25 protein-coding genes are annotated in these 24,411 nt (G+C 72.9%); 7 read left to right on the forward strand and 18 right to left on the reverse strand.

Translation table 11 applies throughout. The annotated features are described in order from the left end of the window. The first annotated feature begins 91 nt into the window (after positions 1–91). Together Nocox_RS29460 and Nocox_RS29465 are read left to right on the forward strand one after the other, a co-directional pair. Complete coding sequence (locus Nocox_RS29460) at positions 92–1,816, forward strand: ABC transporter ATP-binding protein (RefSeq protein WP_020540670.1); 1,725 nt, start codon at positions 92–94, stop codon at positions 1,814–1,816. Beyond that, positions 1,813–3,654, forward strand: coding sequence for an ABC transporter ATP-binding protein (locus Nocox_RS29465; RefSeq protein ID WP_020540671.1), 1,842 nt, complete (start codon positions 1,813–1,815; stop codon positions 3,652–3,654). Before Nocox_RS29460 ends, Nocox_RS29465 begins: the two co-directional genes overlap by 4 nt. 4 nt (positions 3,655–3,658) lie before the next feature. Here the strand turns inward: Nocox_RS29465 and Nocox_RS29470 are convergent, their stop codons facing one another. From Nocox_RS29470 to Nocox_RS29490, 5 genes are all read right to left on the reverse strand, one after another. Further along, positions 3,659–4,057, reverse strand: coding sequence for a hypothetical protein (locus Nocox_RS29470; RefSeq protein WP_157382772.1), 399 nt, complete (start codon positions 4,055–4,057; stop codon positions 3,659–3,661). Positions 4,058–4,203: 146 nt separating this feature from the next. Next, on the reverse strand, positions 4,204–4,506 hold the full coding sequence (locus Nocox_RS29475) for a hypothetical protein (protein ID WP_157382773.1): 303 nt from the start codon (positions 4,504–4,506) through the stop codon (positions 4,204–4,206). Between the two features lie 74 nt (positions 4,507–4,580). Then, positions 4,581–4,925: a DUF202 domain-containing protein gene (locus tag Nocox_RS29480; protein WP_020540674.1), complete on the reverse strand. Its 345-nt coding sequence runs from the start codon at positions 4,923–4,925 to the stop codon at positions 4,581–4,583. 12 nt (positions 4,926–4,937) lie between these two features. Next, positions 4,938–5,264 (reverse strand): YidH family protein, encoded by a 327-nt coding sequence (locus tag Nocox_RS29485; protein ID WP_020540675.1) that lies wholly within the window; start codon positions 5,262–5,264, stop codon positions 4,938–4,940. 57 nt (positions 5,265–5,321) lie between these two features. Then, positions 5,322–5,714 carry a hypothetical protein gene (locus tag Nocox_RS29490; RefSeq protein WP_063711588.1) on the reverse strand — a complete coding sequence of 131 codons (393 nt, stop codon included), beginning with the start codon at positions 5,712–5,714 and terminating at the stop codon, positions 5,322–5,324. A 174-nt stretch (positions 5,715–5,888) separates the two neighbouring features. Here Nocox_RS29490 and bla point away from each other — a divergent pair, with 174 nt between their 5' ends. The 3 genes from bla to Nocox_RS29505 are packed head-to-tail and all read left to right on the forward strand — an operon-like array spanning position 5,889 to position 9,262. After that, entirely contained in the window at positions 5,889–6,818 is a 930-nt protein-coding gene (gene bla / locus Nocox_RS29495) for a class A beta-lactamase (protein ID WP_020540677.1), read from the forward strand. After that, the gene (locus Nocox_RS29500; RefSeq protein WP_020540678.1) at positions 6,818–8,950 is read left to right on the forward strand and encodes a transglycosylase domain-containing protein; all 2,133 of its coding nucleotides are present in this window, start codon (positions 6,818–6,820) and stop codon (positions 8,948–8,950) included. Before bla ends, Nocox_RS29500 begins: the two co-directional genes overlap by 1 nt. A 54-nt stretch (positions 8,951–9,004) precedes the next feature. After that, positions 9,005–9,262 carry a UBP-type zinc finger domain-containing protein gene (locus tag Nocox_RS29505; protein ID WP_026213819.1) on the forward strand — a complete coding sequence of 86 codons (258 nt, stop codon included), beginning with the start codon at positions 9,005–9,007 and terminating at the stop codon, positions 9,260–9,262. A gap of 12 nt (positions 9,263–9,274) precedes the next feature. Here Nocox_RS29505 and Nocox_RS29510 read toward each other — a convergent pair whose 3' ends face one another. Both Nocox_RS29510 and Nocox_RS29515 read right to left on the reverse strand, forming a co-directional pair. Beyond that, the gene (locus Nocox_RS29510) at positions 9,275–10,858 is read right to left on the reverse strand and encodes a Na+/H+ antiporter (protein ID WP_020540680.1); all 1,584 of its coding nucleotides are present in this window, start codon (positions 10,856–10,858) and stop codon (positions 9,275–9,277) included. Between the two features lie 76 nt (positions 10,859–10,934). After that, complete coding sequence (locus tag Nocox_RS29515; protein WP_157382774.1) at positions 10,935–12,194, reverse strand: hypothetical protein; 1,260 nt, start codon at positions 12,192–12,194, stop codon at positions 10,935–10,937. Positions 12,195–12,424: 230 nt separating this feature from the next. Between Nocox_RS29515 and Nocox_RS29520 the strand changes: the two genes are divergently transcribed. Then, positions 12,425–14,446: an ATP-dependent DNA helicase gene (locus Nocox_RS29520; protein WP_026213821.1), complete on the forward strand. Its 2,022-nt coding sequence runs from the start codon at positions 12,425–12,427 to the stop codon at positions 14,444–14,446. A 9-nt stretch (positions 14,447–14,455) separates the two neighbouring features. On the opposite strand, the gene Nocox_RS29525 is transcribed toward Nocox_RS29520, so the two are convergent. The 10 genes from Nocox_RS29525 to bar all read right to left on the reverse strand — a co-directional run bounded on the left by Nocox_RS29525 (position 14,456) and on the right by bar (position 21,937). Then, positions 14,456–15,211 (reverse strand): SGNH/GDSL hydrolase family protein, encoded by a 756-nt coding sequence (locus tag Nocox_RS29525; RefSeq protein ID WP_020540682.1) that lies wholly within the window; start codon positions 15,209–15,211, stop codon positions 14,456–14,458. Continuing rightward, positions 15,208–15,642 (reverse strand): type II 3-dehydroquinate dehydratase, encoded by a 435-nt coding sequence (gene aroQ, locus Nocox_RS29530; protein WP_020540683.1) that lies wholly within the window; start codon positions 15,640–15,642, stop codon positions 15,208–15,210. The genes Nocox_RS29525 and aroQ overlap by 4 nt, the downstream gene beginning before the upstream one ends. Continuing rightward, complete coding sequence (aroB, locus tag Nocox_RS29535; protein WP_020540684.1) at positions 15,639–16,712, reverse strand: 3-dehydroquinate synthase; 1,074 nt, start codon at positions 16,710–16,712, stop codon at positions 15,639–15,641. Before aroB ends, aroQ begins: the two co-directional genes overlap by 4 nt. After that, positions 16,709–17,212, reverse strand: a complete 504-nt coding sequence (locus Nocox_RS29540; RefSeq protein WP_026213823.1) for a shikimate kinase — start codon at positions 17,210–17,212, stop codon at positions 16,709–16,711. Before Nocox_RS29540 ends, aroB begins: the two co-directional genes overlap by 4 nt. Next, the gene (gene aroC, locus Nocox_RS29545; RefSeq protein ID WP_026213824.1) at positions 17,209–18,390 is read right to left on the reverse strand and encodes a chorismate synthase; all 1,182 of its coding nucleotides are present in this window, start codon (positions 18,388–18,390) and stop codon (positions 17,209–17,211) included. The genes Nocox_RS29540 and aroC overlap by 4 nt, the downstream gene beginning before the upstream one ends. A gap of 46 nt (positions 18,391–18,436) precedes the next feature. Then, the gene (locus Nocox_RS29550) at positions 18,437–19,027 is read right to left on the reverse strand and encodes a prepilin peptidase (RefSeq protein ID WP_157382775.1); all 591 of its coding nucleotides are present in this window, start codon (positions 19,025–19,027) and stop codon (positions 18,437–18,439) included. A gap of 90 nt (positions 19,028–19,117) precedes the next feature. Next, positions 19,118–19,645, reverse strand: coding sequence for an SseB family protein (locus Nocox_RS29555; protein WP_020540688.1), 528 nt, complete (start codon positions 19,643–19,645; stop codon positions 19,118–19,120). 10 nt (positions 19,646–19,655) lie between these two features. Continuing rightward, positions 19,656–20,465 (reverse strand): HD domain-containing protein, encoded by an 810-nt coding sequence (locus Nocox_RS29560; protein ID WP_020540689.1) that lies wholly within the window; start codon positions 20,463–20,465, stop codon positions 19,656–19,658. Further along, the gene (locus Nocox_RS29565; protein WP_211212512.1) at positions 20,462–20,803 is read right to left on the reverse strand and encodes a PadR family transcriptional regulator; all 342 of its coding nucleotides are present in this window, start codon (positions 20,801–20,803) and stop codon (positions 20,462–20,464) included. Before Nocox_RS29565 ends, Nocox_RS29560 begins: the two co-directional genes overlap by 4 nt. Positions 20,804–20,836: 33 nt before the next feature. Then, positions 20,837–21,937: a barbiturase gene (bar, locus tag Nocox_RS29570; protein ID WP_020540691.1), complete on the reverse strand. Its 1,101-nt coding sequence runs from the start codon at positions 21,935–21,937 to the stop codon at positions 20,837–20,839. Positions 21,938–22,142: 205 nt separating this feature from the next. Between bar and Nocox_RS29575 the strand changes: the two genes are divergently transcribed. Then, positions 22,143–23,225, forward strand: coding sequence for an FUSC family protein (locus Nocox_RS29575; RefSeq protein ID WP_020540692.1), 1,083 nt, complete (start codon positions 22,143–22,145; stop codon positions 23,223–23,225). Positions 23,226–23,229: 4 nt separating this feature from the next. Here Nocox_RS29575 and Nocox_RS29580 read toward each other — a convergent pair whose 3' ends face one another. Beyond that, positions 23,230–24,396 carry a pyridoxal phosphate-dependent aminotransferase gene (locus Nocox_RS29580; RefSeq protein ID WP_211212513.1) on the reverse strand — a complete coding sequence of 389 codons (1,167 nt, stop codon included), beginning with the start codon at positions 24,394–24,396 and terminating at the stop codon, positions 23,230–23,232. Positions 24,397–24,411 lie beyond the last annotated feature (15 nt).

A 24,411-nucleotide genomic window follows, 5' to 3' on the forward strand; every position in this document is an offset into this window, starting at 1 on the left:
CGCCGGTATTAGCCTTGAGGGGATGCCTCCCGATACACACGTACCTCGCCGTCCCCTGCTCTCCTCACTTTCCTCCAACTCCCTGTGGCGGATGAAGTCCTACCTCCGCCCCTACGCCGTCAGACTGGTCTTCATCTGGCTGTCGGCGATCGTCGGCATAGGCGCGAGCATCGCCCTCCCCCTGATCAGCAAGCAGGTCATCGACGGCCCCGTCTACCACAAGGACGCCGACGCGCTGCTCCCCCTCGGGCTGCTCGCGCTCGGCGTCGGCGTGGTCGAGGCCATGCTGATCTGGCTGCGCAGGTGGGCCCAGGTGAAACCGGTGCTCGGCCTGGAGACCGCCATCCGCGACGACCTCTACGAGCACCTGCAACGCCTGCCCATGCGCTTCCACGGCGACTGGCAGTCCGGCCAGCTGCTGTCGCGGGCGACCACGGACCTGTCGACCATCCGCCGCTTCCTCGGCTTCGGCCTGCTGTTCCTGGTCATGAACATCCTGCAGCTCATCACCGTCACCGTGCTGCTGCTCAACATGTACTGGCCGCTCGGGCTGCTGGTGCTGGCCTCGGCCGTGCCCATCGTGTGGACGTCGCTGCGCTTCGAGAAGCGTTACATCCGCATCTCCCGCCAGGTGCAGGACGAGCAGGGCGACCTCGCCACGCTCGTGGAGGAGTCCGCGCTCGGCATCCGCACCATCAAGGCCTTCGGCCGCCGCCACCACGTCTACGACCGCTTCGACGACGCCGCGCTCAAGGTGTACGGCACCTCGCTGGCCAAGGTGCGCATGTCGGCCCGTTTCTTCTCCTTCCTGGAGGTGATCCCCAACGTCACGCTCGCCCTGGTGCTGCTGCTCGGCGCGCTCGCGGTCGGCGGGGGCGGGCTGACGCTGGGCGCGCTGGTCGCCTTCACCACGCTGATGCTGCAGCTCGTGTGGCCGATCGCGAGCCTCGGCTACATCCTGGCCATGGCCCAGGAGGCGATGACCTCGGCCGACCGCCTCATGGAGGTCATGGACACCGTCCCGTCCATCGAGAGCGGCACCGAGACCATCGAGCAGCCCCGCGGCCACCTGCGTTTCGAGGGCGTCGGGTTCAGCTTCCCCGGCGCGGACCGGCCGGTGCTGCGCGACGTGCGGCTGGAGGTGCGGCCCGGCGAGACGGTGGCGATCGTGGGCCCCACCGGCGCGGGCAAGACCACGCTGACGGCGCTGGTGCCCCGCCTGCTCGACCCGACCGAGGGCCGCGTCACGATCGACGGGCACGACGTGCGCGACCTCGACCTCACCGCCCTGCGCACGGTGGTGGCCACGGCGTTCGAGGAGCCGACGCTGTTCTCGATGAGCGTGCGCGAGAACCTCATGCTGGGCCGGCCCGACGCCACCGAGGAGGAGCTGGCCGAGGCGATCCGCACCGCGCAGGCCATGTTCGTCCACGACCTGCCGTGGGGGCTCGACACCCGCATCGGCGAGCAGGGCCTGTCCCTGTCCGGCGGCCAGCGCCAGCGGCTCGCCCTCGCCCGCGCCGTGCTCAGCAGGCCGCGCATCCTCGTGCTCGACGACACGCTGTCCGCGCTCGACGTGGAGACCGAGGCGCTGGTGGAGGAGGCGCTGCGGCACGTGCTGCGCGACGCGACCGGCATCGTGGTCGCCCACCGCGCCTCCACCGTGCTGCTGGCCGACAAGGTGGCGCTGCTGCGCGACGGCACGATCACGCACATCGGGCAGCACCACGAGCTGCTGGCCGAGGTGCCCGAGTACCGCGAGCTGCTGGCCCAGGACGCCGACCTCGACGACGCCTCGGAAGGAGCGCTGCGATGAGCGCCACCACCGAGCCCTCCCGGACGTCCTGGCGCGGGGTCGCCTCCGAGGACCAGGACGCGCTGCCGGACAAGGTCTCCGTCCTGCTGCGCGACCGGTCGCGGCGGCTGCTCGGCGCGCTGCTGCGGCCCTACCGCAAGCGGATCGCGGTGCTCGTGGCCACCATCGTGGTCTCCAGCGCGGCCGGGCTGTCGATCCCGTTCCTGGTCTCGATCGGCATCGACGAGGGCATCCCGCCGCTCGCCCGCGGCGACGGCGCGACCGTCCTGCTGACCGTGGTCGGGGTGATCCTGGCCGCCGCCCTCGTGCAGGCGGTGACCAGGCAGGCGTTCCTCAACATGTCGGGCCGGATCGGCCAGAGCATCCTGCTGGAGCTGCGCCGCCGGGTCTTCGACCACTTCCAGCGCCTGTCGCTGAGCTTCCACGAGCAGTACACCTCGGGCCGGGTCATCTCGCGGCTCACCTCGGACATCGAGAACATCGCCGAGCTGCTGCAGTCGGGCTTCGACGCCCTCGTACGGGCCCTGCTGACCATGATCGGCACGGCCGTGCTGCTGCTGGTGCTGGACGCGCACCTCGGCCTGATGGCGCTCGTCCCGCTGCCGTTGCTGCTGCTGTTCACCCGCTGGTTCCGCCGGCAGTCGGCCATCGTCTACCGGCGCACCCGTGAGACGGTCGCCCTGGTGATCGTTCACTTCGTGGAGTCGATGACCGGCATCCGCGCGGTGCAGGCCTTCCGCAGGGAGCCGCGCAACCAGGAGATCTTCCAGCAACTCAACGACGACTACCGGGACGCCAACGCCGGCGGCATGAAGCTCGGCGCGACGTTCATGACCGGCATCAGGCTGGTCGGCAACCTCACGGTCGGCGGGGTGCTGCTCTACGGCGGCTACCTGGCGCTGCACGACGAGGTCAAGGTCGGCGTGCTCGCCGCGTTCCTGCTCTACCTGCGCCAGTTCTACGAGCCGATGCAGGAGGTCAGCCAGTTCTACAACACGCTGCAGTCGGCGAGCGCCGCGCTGGAGAAGCTGTCGGGCGTGCTGGAGGAGGAGCCGTCGGTGCCCGAGCCGCGCGATCCGCAGCCGCTGCCGCAGGGCCGGGCGCGCGGCAGGATCCGCTTCGAGCACGTCAGGTTCGCCTACGTCGAGGAGATGCCGATCCTGCCGGACCTCGACCTGACGGTCCCGGCCGGGCAGACGGTGGCGCTGGTCGGCTCGACGGGCGCGGGCAAGACGACGCTCGCCAAGCTGATCTCCCGCTTCTACGACCCGACCGAGGGCCGGGTGCTGCTCGACGGCGTGGACCTGCGCACGCTGGACGAGCCGACGCTGCGCGGAGCCGTGGTCATGGTCACGCAGGAGAACTTCCTGTTCAGCGGCACGGTCGCGGACAACATCAGGTTCGGCCGGCCGGGGGCCTCCGACCGGGAGGTGCGCGAGGCCGCCAAGGCGATCGGCGCGCACGAGTTCGTGGCGGGCCTGCCCGACGGCTACGACACCGAGGTGGGCAAGCGGGGCGGCCGGATGTCCGCGGGGCAGCGGCAGCTCGTCGCGTTCGCGCGGGCGTTCCTGGCCGACCCCGCGGTGCTCATCCTCGACGAGGCGACCTCCAGCCTCGACGTGCCCAGCGAGCGGCTGGTGCAGCGCGCGTTGCGGACAATCCTGGCCGACCGTACGGCGCTGATCATCGCGCACCGGCTGTCGACCGTCGAGATCGCCGACCGGGTGCTGGTCATGGAGCGCGGCGAGATCGTCGAGGACGGTCCGCCGGACCGGCTCATCGCCGCCGCGGGCCGGTTCGCCGGCCTGCACCAGGCGTGGCTGGACAGTCTGAGCTGAGCCGTCAGTGGTGCACGGGCGCCACGATCGCGGCCCAGAGCTCGTAGCCGACGAACAACGCGATCGGCGCCCCGATCGCCACCAGCAGCCGGCCGGGCAGGGTGACCCGCTCCACGGCGGGCACCCGGTCCGGCGGCGTGACCCCCGGCACCCGTACGGGGCCGGGGTCCGGGTCCTGCGCCGCCACCAGCTCGGGGTGGCGGCTCAGGTAGCCGGACGGGAACGAGGTGACGCGGTAGGCGCCGCAGCCGGGGCAGCACGGCCCCGACCAGGGCGGCTGCACCGCCACGCCGGAGCTCAGCCAGATCTGCCGCTCGTTGCCGCGCGCGTCCGTGAAGGTGCGGAGGAGATATTCCTCCTCCCACACGTGCAGGCAGCGCAGGCACTCGAAAGGCCATGACACTCGGGTCTCGAACCCCTCGGGCACGAAGATCACCCCCGGCCGCGGATCGCCGTTCGCCCTCAGTGTCCGCCCGGTCACTCCGGACCGGCAAGGCGGTCTTGTGACACCCGACGTCAGGGAAAGCTCACCAACTGTCAGGTTTTGCCCTAGTAGAGCGGCTTCGGGACCGGGCTCAGCAGCGGCGTCGCGTCGGGCTTCCCCGCGTCCTCCCGCGGGATCAGCTCAGGATGGTGCAGGAGATAGCCCTCGGGAAACGTGGTCGCCTGCTCGCAGCCGCACCTCGGGCACCTCGCCCCCGGCGCGGGCGGCGGGACCGCGACCCCGTCGAGCAGCCAGAGCGTCGCCTCGTTGCCGTGAGCGTCCTCGATGTGCCGGACGAGGTATTCCTCCTCCCACACGTGCCAGCAGCGGCGGCACTCGAAGGGCACGATTCTGCGTTCTTCCTCCACCGAAATCACCCCCTCCCTCGAGTCTCCGCCCTGGGCGCCGCGTCACGCAAACCGGTGCGCCGCTTCCGCGCAGGTCAGAGCGCCTGCGACCAGACGAAGACGATCGCCCCCGTGACCACGCAGAGCGTGCCGAGCCAGGCGACCAGCACGTCCGCGCCGTGGTCGAGAGGCCGGCCGCCGTGCAGCGCCGCCTGCACCCGGCGGTAGCGGGCGCGCGTCCTGATGAGCAGCAGACCGCCGCAGAACGAGGCCATCGCGAACACCACCCCCGCGGGGACCGGCAGGTCGTGGCGCAGCGCCAGCCCGGCCGCGCCGAGCCCTCCGGTGGCCAGCAGCACCGCCGTGCGCACCCAGGCCAGCCGGGTCCGCTCGCTCTGCAGGCCGCTGTCCCAGACCTCCTCCTCCGGGGCCGCTCCCATCGCCCGCGCCCGTCAGGCCGCGAGGATGACGAGGACGAGCGCGATGACCGCCACCAGCGCCACGCCGTAGCCGAACACGGCGGCGAGCGCGGGCGGCGGCAGCGGCGCCTGCGCGCGCAGGGCGCGCTGGATGTGGCGCCAGCGGGGATAGGCCATGCCCGCGGCCAGCGCCGAGAGCGCGACGAGCACGACGGCCAGCGTCGTGCGGATCCACGGCACGAAGACGTCGGAAGGCAGCGCCGCCATGGCCACCCCGCCCGCGCTGAGCGCCAGCGCCGTGCTCAGCCAGGTGAGGAAGGTCCGTTCGTTGGCCAAGGTGAAACGCGGGTCGGGTTCCATGGGAAAAACGATAGTTCGTCCACTTTTCCCCTAGAGAAGGCGGGATTGCCGGTCAGCTCAGTTGGCGCAGGCCTGCCGGACCGTCTCCAGATAGGCGACCGTCTCCTTGCCCACCTTCTGGGCCGCGTCGACGGCGTCATTGACGTCCTGGACCGAGATGCCGCTGAGCGTGTCGGCCAGGTTGTCGGACGCCTCCTTGAGCGTGGTGTTGGCGGCCTTGCCTGCCACGTCGTTGAGCTTGGCCGCGGCGTCGTCGAGCGCCTTGTCCATGGCCTGGGGGTCGTCGGTGAGCTTGGTGATCTGCGCGCCCAGATCCGCGACGATCTTGGGCGCCTCCAGGCACGCCTGGGCCTTGTCGATGGTCTGGTTGACCTCGCCGCACCCCGCGAGGGCGAAGGCGACGGCGGAGAGGCCCGCGAGGGACAGCAACCGGCTCTTGTGGAGTCGCATGACCCGACCCTACCCAAGCCCTTGCCCGCGCGCGGTTCCCGCGATCGACCATGCCTCCGACCAGCAGCGATATCGGTTGAGATATCGGCTGATTGGCGATATCGCTATTAGACATCACGTGATCCGGTCTGGTGTGCTGCTGCCCTCTGACGGACGACAGTTGGGACCGGTCACATGCGACACACCTCCGCCAGCCGCCTCGCCGCCGCCCTCGCGGCCACGTTCCTCGCCGGGAGCGCCGTGGGGACGGGGACGGCCACGGCCTCGACGACGGAGGCCGCCGTCTCGCAGGTCAAGGGCGGGCAGGCTCAGGTGACGAAGGAACTGCGGGCGCTGGAGAAGTCCTACAAGGGACGGATCGGGGCGTACGCGATCGACACCGCCACCGGACGGACGGTCGGCTACCGCTCCGGCGAGCGGTTCCCGCTGCTGTCCACGTTCAAGGCGCCCGTCTGCGCGGCGGCGCTGCACAAGGCCAGCACGACCTCGCCCGGACTGATGGACAAGGTCGTCAAGTGGACGAAGGCCGACCTCAAGCCCCACTCGCCGACGACGGAGAAGCACGTCGAGGACGGCCTGACCGTCGCCCAGCTCTGCGAGGCGACCATCACCCTCAGCGACAACACCGCGGGCAACATGGTGCTCAAGCAGGTCGGCGGCCCGGCCGGCCTCACCCGCTACTTCCGGTCGCTGAAGGACCCGGTCTCGCGGCTCGACCGGTGGGAGACCGAGCTCAACGACTGGACCGCCAAGGAGCGGCGGGACACCACCACGCCCGCCGCCATCTCCCGCGACCTGCGCCTGCTCACCTGGGGCGACGCGCTGAACGCCCAGGACCGGCGACGGCTCAACGGCTGGCTGCGCGCCAACCAGACCGGCGACGCGCGCATCCGCGCCGGCCTGCCCAAGAGCTGGACGATCGGCGACAAGACCGGCACCAACGCCGAGATCGGCGGGGCCAACGACATCGCCGTCATCTGGCCGGACAAGGGGTCCGCGCCGATCATCATGGCCGTCTACACCACCCGGTCGACGCCCTCGGTGGACGACAAGGTGCTCGCGAAGACCGCGACCGTGCTCGCCCGCGGACTCGGCAAGCTCTGATGGCGGGCCGGGGGACGAAGATCGTGCGCCTGGCCGCCGCGGGGGCCGCGGCGGGCGTGCTCGTGGCCGGGATCACCGTCCCGGCCGTGGGCGGGGCCGGGTTCGGGCTGGTGGCGGCGGCCGACGAGGTGGACCTCAAACCGGTCGACCTGGTCGAGCCGCCGCCCGCCGAGGTCACGATCGTGCGGGACGCGAAGGGCCGCGAGATCGCGCGCTTCTACGAGGAGTACCGCGAGGTGGTCGGGTTCGACGCCATCGCGGAGGTCATGAAGACGGCCATCGTGGCGATCGAGGACTACCGCTTCTACGAGCACGGCGCCATCGACGTCGAGGGCACGCTGCGCGCGCTCGCCACGAACCTGGCGGCGGGCAAGGTCGCGCAGGGCGGTTCGAGCATCACCCAGCAGTACGTCAAGCAGGTGCTGCTCAACTCCGCCGGCACGGACGCCGAGCGTGAGGCCGCCCTGGAGGCCAGTTACGCGCGCAAGCTGAACGAGCTGCGGTACGCGATGGGCGTCGAGAAGAAATACACCAAGGACCAGATCCTGGAGAAATATCTGAACATCGCGTACTTCGGCGCCGGTGCGTACGGCGTCGAGGCGGCGGCCAGGCGCTTCTTCGGCGTCCACGCCGCCCGGCTGACGCTGCCGCAGGCCGCCACGCTGGCCGGCGCCGTCCAGGACCCGAACGCGACCGACCCCAACCTGGGCGCCGGGCACCGCGCCCGCCTGCTGAAGCGGCGCAACGTGGTCCTCGACCGGATGGCGGAGCTGGGGAAGATCACGCAGGCGGCGGCCGACCGGGCCAAGCGCACCAAGCTCGGCTACAAGGGCACGAAGCTTCCCGGAGGCTGCGAAGCCAGCAAATATCCTTATTTCTGCTTGTACGTACGGCAGGAGATCCTCAACAATCCCGACTTCGGCCGGACCGCCAAGGCCCGCCTCGCCACCCTGAACCGCGGCGGCCTCACCATCAGGACGACCCTCGACCCGGTCAAGCAGGCGGCCGCCGAGCGGGCGATCCGCGCGTACGTCCACGCCTCCGACCACCCGGTGGCCGCCGAGGCCCTGGTCCGGCCGGGCACCGGGGCGATCGAGGCGATGGCGGCCAGCCGCCCGTACGGCAACCGCGCGGCCCGCCACGAGATCTCCTACAACGTGGTCGCCGACGCGGCGCACGGCGGCGGGACCGGTTTCCAGGCGGGCTCGACGTTCAAGACGTTCACCCTGATCAGCGCGCTGAAGCAGGGCATGAAGGTGGACGACGGGTTCACCGTGGGCGCGGGCTACCGCGCGCCGTCGTACGCGACGTTCAAGAACTGCGCGGGCAAGAACATCGGCGACCCGACCCACACGGTCACCAACGACGAGGGCTCCCCCGGCTGGAAGACCCTCAGGACGGGCACGTGGGGGTCGGTGAACACGTTCTTCATGGAGCTGGAGCGCCGGGCCGGCCTCTGCGAGACGGTGACCACGGCCAAGTCGCTCGGCATCCGCCGGGCGGACGGACGCCCGCTCCAGGAGTACGAGACGTTCACGCTCGGCATCAACGAGATGGACCCGGTCACCGTGGCCACCGCGTACGCGGCGATCGCGGCCCGCGGCACGTACTGCGCGCCGATGGCCATCACCGCCATCACCGACCGGAACGGCAAGACCACCCGCTATCGCCCGAAGTGCCGCGAAGCCCTCGAACCGGCGATCGCGGACGCCACGGCCGACGTGCTGTCCGGCGTGTTCACCGAGGGCACGATGCGCGGCGTCGGCGGCATCGGCCGGGACGCGGCCGGCAAGACCGGCACCACCGACGGCTACGCGGCCGCCTGGTTCGCCGGCTTCACGCCCGACCTGGCGGCGGCGGTGAGCATCGGGGACCCGCGGGGCTCGCAGCGGCACAAGCTGGTGGGAGTGACGATCGGCGGGCGCTCCTACGGGGTCGTCGCGGGGGCCAGCCTCCCCGGGCCGATCTGGAAGGCGACGATGATCGGGGCGTTGAAGAACGTCCCCCCGACGTCCTTCACCCCGATCGACCGGGCCCGCTTCGAAGGCTGCGCCGCCCACTGCCGCCCCGATGACGACGCCGGTCCCGAGCCGGAGGAGACGCCTGCGGAAGATCGGCCACAAGGGCGATGACCAGGGGAAACGCCCTGAAGATCGCTCTTGGCGCCGCGTACTAGGATGATTCACATGGCTATGTGCGAGCATCTTTCCCAGTCCGGCGACCCGGCGGCGCGCACCCCAGAAGGCTGCGAGGAGTGCCTGGCGGCGGGCGGCCGGTGGGTGCATCTGCGGCGCTGCCTGGAGTGCGGCCACATCGGCTGCTGCGACTCCTCGCCGGGCAAGCACGCCACCGCCCACTTCCACGACACCAGGCATCCGGTGGTGCAGTCGTTCGAGCGGGGCGAGAACTGGCGCTGGTGCTACCTGGACGACCAGATGGGCTGAGGCCCTGCGGCCTCAGCGCTCCAGGATGGCCTCCTCGAAGTCGAGCTGGGCCATCACCTCACGCAGCACCTCGTCGTCGAGGCGCCGCTCGTCGCGCAGCCGGACGAACACCTGGCGCTCGGCCTGCAGCATGGCGCGGCGCAGCCGCCGGTAGAGCGCGCTCGGCGTCTCCGAGCCGCCCGGCCCGGTGCCGCCGCCCAGCCGCTCCCAGGCGGTGAGCGAGCGCCGCCACGACTTCTCCCTGAGCTGGTCGATGACCTGCTTCTGGATCTCGTCGGGCTCGTGCCCCTGCTCGGCCACCAGCCGGTCGAGCTCGGCGAGACCCGCCTCCAGCGCCGCCTGCTGGGCCGCCGCCTCGGCCAGCCGGTCCTCGTAGCGCTCCTGTTCGCTGGACACGCCGAGCCGCCTGATCAGCGCGGGGAACGTGGTGCCCTGGATGAGCAGCGTGCCGATGACGGTGGTGAACGTCAGGAACAGCAGCATCGCCCGCTCGCGCGGCGGCACCTCGGGCGGGATGGCGAAGGCCGCCGCCAGCGACACCACGCCGCGCATGCCCGCCCAGCCCAGCAGGACGCTCTGCTGCCTGCCGGGCGCCTGCGGACCGCCCCTCCGCACCACCTTGAGCAGGAACGAGGCCGCGAACACCCACACGAACCTGGTCAGGATGGTCGCGGCGAGCACCGCGGCGGCGTAGCCCGCCACCTCCCACGGGCCGTAGCCCGAGATGCCGCGGATCACGGTGACGAGCTGCAACCCGATCAGCGCGAACACGATCGTCTCAAGGAAGAAGGCGGTGACCTTCCACACCGCGTCGGACACCAGCCGCGTGCCGAACCCGCGCAGGTGCATGCGGGAGCCGAGGTGGAGGCCGACGATGACCACCGCGATCACGCCGGAGGCGTGCACCGACTCCGCCGCGAGATAGGCGGCGAACGGGATGAGCAGCGTGAGCGTGTTCTCGACCAGCGAGTCGCGGGTCAGCGTGAACAGCCAGGCGAACACCAGGGCCAGCCCCAGCCCGATCGCCACGCCGCCGGCCGCCGCCAGCACGAACGCGCCGACGCTGTGCAGCAGCTCGACCGTGCCGCCCAGGAACGCGCCGATCGCCACCCGGTAGGCCGTCAGCGCGGTGGCGTCGTTGAACAGGCTCTCGCCGATGAGCAGGGTCAGCGTGCGGCGCGGCAGCCCGAGCCGCCGACCGACCGCCACGGCGGCCACCGCGTCGGGCGGCGCGATGATGGCGCCCAGCGCGAACGCCAGCGGCAGCGGCAGGCCGGGCAGCAGCAGGTGCACGACGAAGCCCACCACGGCCGCGGTGAACAGCACCAGCCCGATCGACAGCAGCCCCACCGCCCGCCTGGCGTCGCGCAGGCGCAGGTAGGAGCTGTCGAGGGCGGCGGAGTAGAGCAGCGGCGGCAGGAAGACGTAGAGGACCAGCTCCGGGTCGAGCGGCACGGCGGGCACCAGCGGGGACGCCAGCAGCCCGGCCGCCACCAGCAGCAGGGGCGCGGGCCAGCCCTTGCGCCTGGCGACCGCGGCGACGGCGATCGCGCCGCCCGCCACCAGCAGCAGTTGCAGGCCCAGGATGGGACTCATCGGGCGCGCCTCCCCCCGTCGGCCGATCAGGCTCGCCGACGAGAGCGTACCCGGCCGCGCGGGCGCGGCCGGGCGCTCACCAGTCCCTGCGGTCGCTCCGCTCGTGGTAGTCGGGCTGGTCGGGGCGCAGGCGCTCGCCCGTGGAGAACATGGGGTCCCCGACGTACGGGCGGGTCATGCCGGGGTCGGGCTGCTGGGTGTACTGCTCCTGGCGGCCGAGCGCGAGCAGCGGGTCCACCGGGTTGGGCTGCTGCTGCGGCTGCTGGTACGCGCCGTAGTCGTCACGGTAGTCGGCGCCGTAGTCGGCGGCCGGCTGCTGGGGGGCGGTGCGGCGGCGGCCGGCGCCGGGGATGCCGTGCATGGGCGTGCCGAGCCCGGCCCCGGCGGAGCCGCCCTGGCTCTGCTGCTGCGCGGGCTGCTGCTGGGCCGGCTGCTGGGCGTAGGAGTCCCGGCGGCCGTAGGAGTCCGGCCCGTAGGAGTCGGCCGCGTACGGGTCCACGGGGTAGGGCTGGGCCTGCTGCCCGCTCCCCGCGTACGTGCCGGCGGCCTGGGAGGGGAAGCCGAGGGGGTCGGTGCTGAGCGGCGCCTGGCGGCGCCGGTCGGTGCCGGGCATCTGGTAGAGCGGCTCGTTCTCGGCGTATTGGGGCTCGGCGTACTGGGGGCCGGTGAAGCGGTCGGGCTGCTGCTGCGGCTGGTACGACGGCCGGTCGGAGGTGTACTGCGGCCCGCTGAACGAGTCGCCGGTGTACTGGGGGCCGCTGGCGGGGTCGCCGGAGTAGTGGGGGCCGCTCGCCGGGTCGCCGGTGTACTGGGGACCGCTGTAGGGGTCGCCGGTGTAGCGGGGCTGCGGGCCGGTGCTCTCGACGTACTGAGGACCGGTGAAGGGCGCCCGCTCGCCGTAGGCGGGGGTCTGCTCCCTCGATCCCGTCGTCTCGCCGAACCCGGCCACGAGTTTGTCCTGGGGCGCGGGGCCCCGGGCCACGAGGACGTCGTTCGGGGACAGCGCGACCGGCCGCTCGTCGAGCGGCGGCTGCTGCTGGTGGACGGGCGGCGCCGGGCGTTGGTACTGGCCGGTGCCCGGCATGACCTCGGTGCCCGGGTCGTGCGCGGGGACGGCGGGCTGCTCGCCCGTGGCCTCGGCGAAGCCCTCGTCAAGGGTGTCGAGCAGCCGGCCGACGTCCTCCATCGGCATGCGGAAGCTCGCTGTGCACATCTCCCCACGCCACAGGCTGAGCACCAAGGTGCCCTCGTGCCACGTGACCCGGAGGCAGCGCTCCTGACCTCGTGCATCGAAGAAGACTTCGCCGAACGACGGCAACGGGACAACTTCCGACATGGCAGACATACTGTATTAACCAGCCTTTATGCGTCCACTCAACCCCGGAAAACCCTACTGAACCGGCCTTCCCATACACACCCCAGGCCCCTCTCGTCAACCACTCTGAGTCCGTGTCCGACGAGCCGGCGTCCCGATCGCCCAGTGTGCCACGCCCGCCGCCGCACGTGTTCGGGAATGCCGGGATGCGTCTGGCCGATCACGCCGCGTTCGGCGCGGCGACCCGGCAAATGCGGGTAGCGTTTACTGCCGTGCCGGACTCCCATCTCCCGTCAGTCGACGAACTGCTCAGCATCGCCGTCAACGCCGTCGGAGGGAGCGAGCGGCAGGGCCAGGTCACCATGGTCCGCGCCGTGCAGCAGGCCATCGACGCCGACGAGCACCTGGCCGTGCAGGCCGGCACGGGCACCGGAAAGTCGCTGGCCTACCTCGTCCCGTCGATCCGCCACGCCATGGACAGCGACAAGCCCGTGGTCGTCTCCACGGCCACGATCGCGCTGCAGCGCCAGCTCGTCGACCGCGACCTGCCCCGCCTCGCCGAGGCGCTCGGCAAGGAGCTGCCGCACGAGCCGACGTTCGCCATACTCAAGGGCCGGCGCAACTACCTGTGCCGCTACAAGGCGACCGCCGGCTGGCCCGAGGACGACGAGCAGGACCAGCTCTTCGACCCGCGCGAGGTGAGCGCCACCGGCCGCATGGTGCAGCGCATCCAGGAGTGGGCCGAGGAGACCGAGACCGGCGACCGCGACGAGCTGGTGCCGGGCGTGAGCGAGCAGGCGTGGCGGCAGTTCTCCGTCAGCGCCCAGGAGTGCCTGGGCGCCAACCGCTGCCCCAGCGGGGCCGAGTGCTTCGCCGAGCTGGCCCGGCAGCGGGCCGGCGAGGTCGACGTCGTGGTCACCAACCACGCGCTGCTCGCCATCGACGCCATGGGCGAGCTGCCGGTGCTGCCCGAGCACAAGGTCGTGGTCGTCGACGAGGCGCACGAGCTGGTCGACCGGGTCACCTCCGTCGTCACCGGCGAGCTGTCGGAGCTGACCGTGTCGCTGGCCGTGCGGCGCGTCGGCCGGCTCATCGAGCAGTCGGTCGCCGACCAGCTCCAGGAGGCCGGCGAGGACCTCAAGGCGCTGCTCGCCGCCGCCCCTCCGGGGCGCGTCGACGAGCTGCCGCAGGTGCTGGGGCTGACCCTCCAGCTCATCCGCGACACCGCGTGGCGCTGCGTCACGGCGCTCGGCCCGCGCAACGCCGACAAGGACGACCCCGACAAGGCGGGCCAGCGCAAGGCCGCGTTCACCGCCCTCGACGAGGTGCACGACACGGCGGTGCGCATGCTGGACGCCTACGGGCACGCCTCCGAGGCCGACCGCGCCGAGGTGGTCTGGCTCGACGCGGGCACCGACCGCCGGCCGCCCGCGCTGCGCGTCGCCCCGCTGACCGTCAGCGGCATGCTGCGCGACAAGCTGTTCGGCGAGCGCACGGTGGTCCTCACCTCCGCCACGCTCGCGCTGGGCGGCACGTTCGACGCGCTGGCCGCGCAGTGGGGGCTCAGCGGGCCCGGCGAGTGGCAGGGCATCGACGTCGGCTCCCCCTTCGACCACCCCAGGTCCGGCATCCTCTACGTCGCCAAGCACCTCCCCCAGCCCGGCCGCGACGGCCTGCCGCAGCAGTACCTCGACGAGATCACCGAGCTGATCGAGGCGGCCGGAGGGCGCACGCTCGGCCTGTTCTCCTCGATGCGTGCGGCCAAGGCCGCGACCGAGGCGCTGCGCGACCGGCTCGACGTGCCGCTGCTGTGCCAGGGCGACGACTCGACGATGCTGCTGGTCAGGCAGTTCGCCGAGGACGAGCCCACGTGCCTGTTCGGCACGCTGTCGCTGTGGCAGGGGGTCGACGTGCCGGGGCCGTCGCTGCGGCTGGTCATCATCGACCGGGTGCCGTTCCCGCGCCCCGACGACCCGCTGACCTCCGCCCGGCAGCGGCACGTGGCCGCGCGGGGCGGCAACGGCTTCATGGCGGTGGCCGCCAACCACGCCGCGCTGCTGCTGGCCCAGGGCGCGGGGCGGCTGCTGCGCTCCCAGCACGACAAGGGCGTCATCGCGGTCCTCGACCCCCGCCTGGTGACGGCCCGCTACAGCGGCTTCCTGCTGAACTCGCTGCCGCCGTTCTGGCGCACCACCGACCCGGCGATCCCCCGCGCCGCCCTGAAGCGCCTCGCCGCCGAGTCCGCCGAAGCCGCCGACCCGGCCACGGCGTGAGGCGGAGGGTCAGCCCCAGGGGGTGAGTTCGGGGCGCTTCGGGGACAGGCCGTCGCCCGAGGAGACGCCCCGCAGGCGGCGGCTCATCCACGGCACCAGATGCTCGCGGATCCACTGCGCGTCCTCGCGCCGCCGGGCGCGCGGGTCGACCGACCGCTCGGGCCAGTCCTTGCGCCAGTCGTCGAACGGCACGCCCAGCACGTCGAGGACCCGGGCGGCGACCAGCCGGTGCCCGTCCTCGTTCATGTGCAGCCGGTCGGCGCTCCACGCCCGCCAGTCGCGCAGCCCCTGCATGGACCACTGGTCGACCAGCCGGCACCCGTAGAGGTCGGCGATCGAGCGCAGATGCAGGTAGAAGATCGCGAAACGGCCCCGAAGCCGGCGCATGAGCGGCGTGTCGCGCGGGTCGACGCCGGTGAACAGCAGCACGTCGGCCCCGCCCGCCCGCAGGTCGCGCACCGCGTGGGCGAGCTTCTTCGCCATCACGTCGGGGTCGCAGCCCGGCCGGAGCAGGTCGTTGCCGCCGGCGCAGAAGCTGACCAGGTCGGGCGCCATCCCGACGGCCACGGGCACCTGCTCGGCGATGACCTGGTCGAGCAGCTTGCCGCGGACCGCGAGGTTGGCGTAGCGGAAGGAGGGGTCGTCGGCGGCCAGCCGCTCGGCGACCCGGTCGGCCCAGCCACGGTAGTGACCGTGGGGGCCCGGGTCGTTCAGTCCTTCGGTGAAACTGTCGCCGAGCGCGACGAAGGACTTGTAGTGCCTCATGAGGTGGTGTCCATCTCCGCGATAGCGTGCAGCGCAAGGACGTACGACTGTAGTCCGAAGCCGGCGATGGTGCCCGTCGCCACCCCGGCGACGACGGAGGTGTGCCGAAACTCTTCCCTGGCCGCGGGATTGGTGAGGTGGACCTCGACGAGCGGGGCCGTGCGCTGGGCGATGGCGTCGCGCACCGCGTAGGAGTAGTGGGTGAACGCGGCCGGGTTGAGCACGACCGGGATGCGGCCGTCGGCGGCCTCGTGCAGCCAGCCGATCAGCTCGGCCTCGTCGTCGGTCTGGCGGACCTCGACGTGCTCGCCCAGTTTCCTGCCGGTGTCGCGGCAGAGCGCGGCGACGTCCTCGAAGGTGTCGGAGCCGTAGACGTCGGGCTCGCGGGTGCCGAGCCGGCCCAGGTTGGGCCCGTTGAGCACGAGGATCATGCCGAGATCTCCTTGTAGGCCGCTTCGAGCAGCTCTTCCGGCGGGCCTTCGAGCCGGCCGGGCTCGGCGAGGCCGTCGAGGACCACGAACCGCTGCCTGGCGCCGCGGTTCTTCTTGTCGAGCCGCATGTGGTCGCGCAGCCGCGGCCAGGCGTCGGCCCGGTAGGAGACGGGCAGCCCGACGGAGGTGAGGACGGCCCGGGTGCGCGCCACGAGGTCGGCCCGCCCGGCGAGCCTGGACAGCTCGGCGGCGTAGACCATGCCGATGGCGACGGCCTCGCCGTGGCGGATGCGGTAGTGCTCGTCGCGCTCGATCGCGTGGGCCAGCGTGTGGCCGTAGTTGAGGATCTCGCGCAGGCCCGCCTCGCGCAGGTCGGCGCCCACGACGTCGGCCTTGACCCGGATCTTGCGCTCGATGAGCTCGCGGGTGTGCGGGCCGTCCGGCCGGGTCGCGCCCTCGGGGTCGGCCTCGATCAGGCGCAGGATCTCGGGGTCGGCGATGAAGCCGCCCTTGATGACCTCGGCGAGCCCGGCCCGGTAGTCGTCGCGCGGCATGCCGCCGAGGGTCGACAGCTCGCACAGCACGCCCGCGGGCGGCAGGAACGTGCCCACGAGGTTCTTCCCCTCGGGCGTGTCGATGCCGTTCTTGCCGCCGACGGCGGCGTCGACCATGGCCAGCAGCGTCGTGGGCACGAGCACGACCTGCACGCCGCGCAGCCACGTGCCCGCCACGAAGCCGGCGAGGTCGGTGGTGGCGCCGCCGCCCACGCCGACGACGGCGTCGGAGCGGGTCACGCCGTGCCGGCCGAACTCGGACCAGAGGCGGGCGGCCACCTCGACGGTCTTGGCCCGCTCGCCGTCGGGCACCGGCAGGGCGACGACCTCGTGCCCGGCCGCCGCGATCGCCTCGCACACCGGGCGGGAGATCTCCGGCAGGGTCTCCGGGTGGATGACGGCGACGGTGGAGACGCCGGGCCTGAACAGGGTGGGCAGCTCGGCCAGCACGCCGGTGCCGACGACCACGTCGTAGGGGCTGTCACCGCGTACGGTGATCCTCGTCGCGGCGCTCATGCCGGCAGCCCCTTCATGATCTCGTCGGCGATCTCGGCGGGCTCGCGCTGGTCGGTCGTGACGGTCACCGCGGCGAGCCGCTCGTAGACCGGCCGCCGCTCCTCCATGAGCTTCTTGAGCCGGCTGCGCGGGTTGAGCACCAGCAGCGGCCGGGCGGAGGCGAGGCCGACCCGCTGGACGGCGTCGGCCAGCCCCACCTGGAGGTAGACCACGTGGTGGCCGGCCAGCATGGCCTGGGTCTCGGGGTGCAGCACGGCGCCGCCGCCCAGGGACAGGACGCCGTCGTGCTCGGCCAGAGCCCGGCGTACGGCCTCGTGCTCCAGCTCGCGGAAGTGTTCCTCGCCGTCCTCGACGAAGATGTCGGAGACGGGCTTGCCCGCCACCGCCTCGACGTCGGCGTCGGTGTCGCGGAAGCCGACGCCGAGCCGCTCGGCGAGCAGGCGCCCGAGCGTGGTCTTACCGGAGCCGGGAGGCCCTATCAGCACTGCCTTGGCCGTCATTTGATCACCATCGAAGAGAGGTAGCCGGACAGGTTGCGCGCGACCTCCTCGACGGAGTCGCCGCCGAACTTCTCCAGGGCCGCGTCGGCCAGGACCAGCGCGACCATGGCCTCGGCCACGACGCCGGCCGCCGGGACGGCGCAGACGTCGGAGCGCTCGTGGTGGGCCTTGGCCGCCTCGCCGGTCTTGACGTCGATCGTGGCGAGGGCCCGCGGAACCGTGGAGATCGGCTTCATGGCCGCGCTGACGCGCAGGATCTCGCCGTTGGTCATGCCGCCCTCGACGCCGCCCGCGCGGTTGGTGAGACGGCGGACGCCGTCGTCGGTGGTGTAGGCGATCTCGTCGTGGGCGCGGGAGCCGGGCCGCTTGGCGGTCTCGAAGCCGTCGCCGACCGCCACGCCCTTGATCGCCTGGATGCCCATGAGCGCGCCGGCCAGCCGGGAGTCGAGCCGGCGGTCCCAGTGGGTGTAGCTGCCGAGGCCGGGCGGCAGGTTGTAGGCGAGGACCTCGACGACGCCGCCGAGCGTGTCGCCGTCCTTGTGCGCCTGGTCGATGACCGCGACCATGGCGGCGCTGCCCTCGGGGTCGTGGCAGCGCACCGGGTCGGCGTCGACGCGGGCCAGGTCGCCGGGGCCCGGCAGGGTGTCCGACGGGCTCTCGGCGCCGCCGATGGAGGTCACGTGGCTGACGATGTCGACGCCGAGCGCCTGCTTGAGGAAGCGGCGGGCGACCTCGCCGAGCGCGACCCTGGCCGCCGTCTCGCGGGCGCTGGCCCGGTCGAGCACGGGGCGGGCGTCGTCGAAGCCGTATTTCTGCATGCCGGCCAGGTCGGCGTGGCCGGGGCGCGGGCGGGACCGGGGCGCGTTGCGGGCCAGGCCCTCCAGCTCCGCCGGGTCGACCGGGTCGGCCGCCATGATCTTCTCCCACTTGGGCCACTCGGTGTTGCCCACGCGGATGGCGACCGGGCTGCCCATCGTGCGGCCGTGGCGGACGCCGCCCACGATGGTGACCTTGTCCTCCTCGAACTTCATCCGCGCGCCGCGGCCGTAGCCGAGCCTGCGGCGGCGCAGGGCCTCGTCGATGGCGGCCGTGGTCACCTCGACCCCGGCCGGCAGGCCCTCCATGACGGCGACGAGTTCGGGCCCGTGGGACTCTCCGGCGGTCAACCAGCGCAACATGCGTACAAGTCTTCCACGTGCCGTCGAGTGGACTGTCCCACGTTCGTCAGTCGAGACACAGCACGGTGAACGCGCCCATCAGCATGAACGGCCCGAACGGGAACTGCGTGTGCCTGGTGCCGCGCCGCGTGGCGAGCAGCGCGAGGGCGTAGAGCGCGCCGAGCGCCTGCCCGGCGAAGGCCGCGACGACCCACGCGGGCCAGCCGGCCGCGGCGGCGTGGAGGCCGATGAGGCCGGCCAGCTTGACGTCGCCGAGCCCCATCGCCTCCGGGCGGGCGAACCAGAGCAGCCCGTAGAGTGCCGTCAGCGCCGCCGCTCCGGCCAGCGCGCGCGGCAGCTCCCCCGTGGGCCAGAGCGCCAGGGCGGTGATCGGGTAGGCGGGGAGCGTGATCGCGTCGGGCAGGATCGTGGTGCGCCGGTCGATCACGGCCAGCGCGACCCCGATCACCGCGAACGGCACGTACGGCAGGCCCATGCGCCAGGCGGCCAGCGCCGCCACGGCGGCGGTCAGCAGTTCGACGGCCGGTCCTGGGGCGGGGCCGGGGGCGCGGGTCGTGTGGAGGCGTTCGTAGGCGTCGGCCAGCGCCCTGATGCGGTGTCCGCAGACCAGGCCGGCCAGCGCCATGAGTGCGACCACGAGCCGACCCTAGTGCGCGGCGCGCCGCCCGGCGCCCCGTTCGCCCACACCGGTCCCGATCGGCAGGCGGCGGAACCCGGGGCGGGGTGGTCAGCGGCGGGAGAACCAGCGGCGTCTGGGGGCGGGCTCGACGCGGGCGACGGTGGCGCGGTCGAGCTGGGCGGCGGTGCCGGCCTCGACGGCCGCCAGGGCCTCCAGCACCGCGCCCTCGATCACGAACGGCACCGGCCCGGCCACGTCGATCACGACCGCCGCCGCGCCCTCCTGGGCCGCGGCCCGGCAGACCTGGAGCGTGGTGCTCTGGATGGGGCGGGCGTCCGGCCGCCACCTGGTGAGCGCGTCGGTGCCGGTGAAGGCGGGGACCGCGTGCCGGCCGTCCTGCCCGACGAGCTTGGGCAGGGCCATCTCGCTCTCCTTCTCCTGCCGCAGCCCGTGCTCGCCCACCTCGGAGCGGGTCAGCAGCGCCACCACGGGCACCAGCAGCCGTGCCCCGGCGAGGGCGTTGAGCACGGCGGCGACGTCGCCCGTGCCGTCCCGGTGGGCGGCGAGGGCGGCGGCGACGGCGGGCGGGGCGCCGCCGTCGTCGTCAGGGACGAGGGGCTGCGGAATGCTCGGCACAGCGCCGAGACTACCCGCGCCCCGGTCCGGTCCCGATCCTGCCCCGCAGCTCCCGGGCCCACCCGGCGACGTCCCATCGGCCGAGGGCCGCGGCCATGGCGGGCATGCCGAGCAGCAGCCCGGCGGCGAAACGCCTGCGCTCCCGCCGGGTGGGGATGGCGTGCAGCTCCGCCAGCCACTCCTCCAGGTAGCGGGCGCGGGCGTGCGGCGGGAGCAGCACCGCGCCCGCCCTGACGATCCGGTACGGCCCGTTCCCCGGCAGGTGGGCGGTGGCCAGCCGCCGCAGCTCCTCCCCCACCCGCTCCAGGCCCGCCCTGCCCGCGGCGGGCACGTACAGCTCCAGGGTCTCCGCCGCCTTGCGGCGCCGCTTGGCCTCGGGGAGGAAGCGGGCGGTGCGCAGGTTGTGCAGCCGGTCGGCGAGCTTGAGCGCGAGGACGCGCGCGTCGGCGGAGTCGCGCCGGTCCTCCGGGGCGCGGCGGGGGTCGCCGAGCGCGCGGAGCCCGCGCAGCAGCCCCAGGACGGTGCCGCCGAACTCGGCCAGCTCCGCCTCGGGGCACGCCGTGTCGTCGAGCACGTCGTGCAGCAGGGCCGCGCACAGGACCTCGTGGTCGCGCACGCCCTGCTCGGCGAGGATCACGGCGACGGCGAGCGGATGCGTGACGTAGGGGTCGCCGCTGTGACGCCGCTGCCCGTCGTGCCAGTGGGCGGCGACCTCGTAGGCGCGGCGGACCAGGCGCAGCCGCTCGCCGTCCAGCCCGTCGGCGCCCGGCCCCTCGCCTACGGCCCGCAGCAGGGGGCGGAGGGGGTCGCCGCGGTTCACGAGGCGCCTCCCGGGTGCGGCAGCCAGGCCGGGAGCGGCTGGCGGCGGGAGCGGTAGGCGCGGGCGACGGCGTCCCGGCCGCGCTCGGCCCCGCCGGGGGTGATGCGGTAGTAGCGGCGGCGGGGGCGGCCCGCCTCCTCGTGGGCGCCGGGGTCCTCCCAGCGGCTCTCCACCCAGCCGAGCCGCTCCAGCCTGGCCAGGATCGGGTAGACGGTGCCGCCGGGCAGCCCGGCGAGGTCGCACAGCTCCAGCCCGTACCGTTCGCGGGTGGGGTCGGCGAGCAGGGCGCGCAGGACGGCCTGGGTCGGCAGGGTCATCCGGGGTGCGTCGCTCTTCATAGCTCGTACTCTACATAGGTAGAAGAACGCAGGCTACCCTCCCAGGTCGGCGATGGCGGCGACCGGGCCGCCGCCCGACGGGCCCTGGTGGACGGCCGCCACCGACACGAACACGGCGGGATCGCCGGTCACCGACGCCGCCACCCCGCCCACGGCCGCCTTGATCTGCCGGTGCCAGTGCACGTCGGAGTCGTCCAGCATGATGTTGCGCCGGCCGCGTACCCGTCCTGACGGGTCGGCCTCGCACTTCATGAAGACGTTGACCAGCCGCCCGCCGAGGTCCGACGGATGCGGGCGCTCGGGCAGCGGCAGGCCGGAGTCGCGGATGGCGGCCCAGATGCCGTCGGCGTCGAGGGCGTCCTTCATGACGCTGTGGCCGATGCGGTAGCGCCCGCCGATGCCGCGTACGTTGCCGACCAGCACGATCTGCGCCCGGTCCAGCTCGACGCCGGACGAGCACGAGGCCACGGACGAGTAGAGCGACAGGTCCTTGTGGATCTGCTCGGCGCGCGGCATGTCGATCTCGCCGAGCGCCACCGCGATGCCGAGCGCCGTGGTCGAGTTGGACAGGTCCATGGAGGGGCCGGTCTCCTCGATGGCGGTGTCCTTGCCGCGGCTGCGGGCGTCGGTGATGGTGGCCAGGGTGAGCAGGGGCGTCTTGGTCTGGACGTAGTGGACGTCGCGCGGGTCGTCGATGCCGGCGATCTTCATGGCCTCGCGCACCCCGGCGGCGACCTTCTCCACCATGGCGGGGCGGCCGATGTCCTCGGGCAGGATGACCTCGCTCATCGCGACGCCGACCGACAGGCGCGGCTCGTCGGTGACGGGGGCGCGCTCGGCCGGGGTGGTGGCGAAGACGGTCGCGTGCGGGCTGAGAACGCCGTCGGTGCCGCCCGACCACACCAGGGGGACGTTCTCCGGCGCCGGATGCCCGTGCCGGGCCAGCACCTCACGGAAGGCGCGGTCGGCCAGGATGCGGGTGTAGTCGTTGACGCCGCCGTTGCCCTCGGTCTTGCCGACGACGGCGAGCACCCGTTCGGCCTCGATCACGCCCTCGGCGATGAGCCTCGACAGCCCGGAGGCGTCGGTCACGCTCTCGATCGGCACCTTGCGGACCTCGATGGGTTCCGGCATGCGACCACCCTTTCTCTGCACCCCTGGCGACGCTAGCCGAGCCCGCCACCGGCCTTCATGGGCAATGTCTGCCCATGAAGGGCGCGCGCCATGTCAACGCGCGCCGTACGACGGCCGCCGCAACCCGGTGGACGCCGGACGCACAAATGGGCTAGAACGGGCGAAAAGTGATCCGAACGTCATAAAGATCCGCCATGGTGGAAGGGTGCGTACGAGGCTCACCGAGCATGTCAAGGATCGGCTGGGCACGTTCGCCCTCACGTGGCCGTCCATCGCGCAGTGCGCGGTCGGCGCGGCGCTGGCCTGGATCGTGGCCGTCCGGCTGCTCGGCCACCCGAGGCCGTTCTTCGCCCCCATCTCCGTGCTCATCTGCGTCGGCGTCGGCCTCGGGCAGCGGCTGCGCCGGGTGGCGGAGCTGATCGTCGGGGTGAGCCTCGGGGTCGGGGTGGGCGACCTGCTGGTGGCCTGGATCGGGTCGGGGCCCTGGCAGATCGCGCTCGTGGTCGCCCTCGCCATGGCCATCGCGGTGCTGCTGGACGGCGGGGCGCTGTTCGTGGCGCAGGCCGGCTCGTCGGCGGTGCTGGTGGCCACGCTCGTCCCCGTCGAGGGGGCCGGCGGCCTGGACCGCATGGCCGACGCGCTGACCGGCGGCGTCATCGGCATCGCGGCGGTCGCGCTGATGCCCGCGAGCCCGTTCACCATCGCGGGCAAGCACCTGTCCGACGTGCTGGACGCGCTGTCCACCGCGCTGGAGCGCGCCGCCGAGGCCATCGAGAAGCGGGACGTGGACCTCGCCGCCGACGCCCTGGAGGCGGCGCGCGGCACCCAGGCGCTGGTGGAGGAGCTGGAGAAGGCGCTGGAGACGAGCAAGGAGATCACCACGATCTCGCCGATGCACTGGCACCGGCGCGCCCGCCTGGCCCGCTACGAGGCCGCCGTGCTCCCGGTGGACCTGGCGATGCGCAACGTCCGGGTGCTGTGCAGGCGGACGCTCGCCTCGCTCGGCGAGGCCAGCCCGCCCCCGGCCGCGCTGGCCGAGGCCATGCGCGAGGTGTCGGAGGCGGCCCTGCTGCTCCAGCTCGAACTCGGCGCGGGCCGGGAGCCGACGCTGGCCAGGCAGGCGCTGCTCGCCGTGGCGGCCCGCGAGCGGCCCGAGCACCTCGGGTTCTCCGCGCACGTGATCATCGCCCAGCTCCGGTCCGTCGTGGTCGACCTGCTGGAGGCCACCGGCATGGAGCACGAGGCGGCCACCGCCACCCTGACGCCGCTCGACGAGGGCGCGGCCTGACCGCTCAGGCCGACAGGCGCTTGAGCCGGGCCGCCGCCTCGTCGATGACCTCGTCCTTCTTGCAGAAGGCGAAGCGGACGTAGTGGCGGCCGCGCTCGGGGCGGTCGTAGAAGACCTGGGTCGGGATGGCGACCACCCCGGCCAGCTCGGGCAGCCGCCGCGTCAGCTCCAGCCCGTCGGTGAAGCCGAGCGGCCTGATGTCGGTCTGCACGAAGTAGGTGCCGGCCGGCCGCAGCACCTCGAACCCGGCCGCCGCCAGCCCCTCCATCAGCCGGTCGCGCTTGTCCTGGAGCCCGGAACGCAGCGCCGACACCCACTCCAGCTCGTGCCGCAGCCCGTGGGCCACCGCGAGCTGCCACGGCGCGCCCGCCGTGAACGTGAGGAACTGCTTGACCGTCTGCACCGCCGTGACCAGCGGCGCGGGCGCGCACACCCAGCCGGTCTTCCACCCGGTGACCGAGAACGTCTTCCCGGCGGAGGAGATCATCACCGTCCGCTCGCGCATCCCGGGCAGCGTCGCCATCGGGACGTGCGCGACCCCGTCGAAGGTCAGGTGCTCGTAGACCTCGTCGGTGATCGCGATCAGGTCGCGCTCGCGGCAGAGCTCTGCGACGACCTCCAGCTCCTCACGGGTGAAGACGGTGCCGGTCGGGTTGTGCGGCGAGTTGACCAGGACGGCGCGGGTGCGCGGCGTGACGGCGGCGCGCAGCTCGTCGGGGTCGAAGGTGAAGCGGCCCTCGACCGGCCGCAGCGTGACGGGCACCAGGCGGGCCTGGGCGAGGGCGATGGACGCGGCGTAGGAGTCGTAGTAGGGCTCGAAGGCGATGACCTCGTCGCCGGGCTCGCAGAGCGCCAGCACGCTCGCCGCGATCGCCTCCGTGGCCCCCACCGTGACCAGGACCTCGCGGGCCGGGTCGTAGTCGAGCCGGTAGTGGTCGGCCCGGTGCTCGGCGACCGCGCGGCGCAGCTCGGGCACGCCCGGCCCCGGCGGGTACTGGTTGGCGCCCGAGCCGATGGCCTGGACCGCCCGGTCGAGCATGCCGGCCGGGCCGTCGGTGTCGGGGAACCCCTGGCCGAGGTTGATCGAGCCGGTCTGCGCGGCGAGCGCGCTCATCTCCGCGAAGATGGTCGTGCCAAAGGCACGCATCCTGGACACCAGTGGTTCCGTCACGGTCCCAGACTATTA

It is taken from the genome of Nonomuraea coxensis DSM 45129 (assembly GCF_019397265.1).
In the GTDB taxonomy this organism is placed as follows: domain Bacteria; phylum Actinomycetota; class Actinomycetes; order Streptosporangiales; family Streptosporangiaceae; genus Nonomuraea; species Nonomuraea coxensis.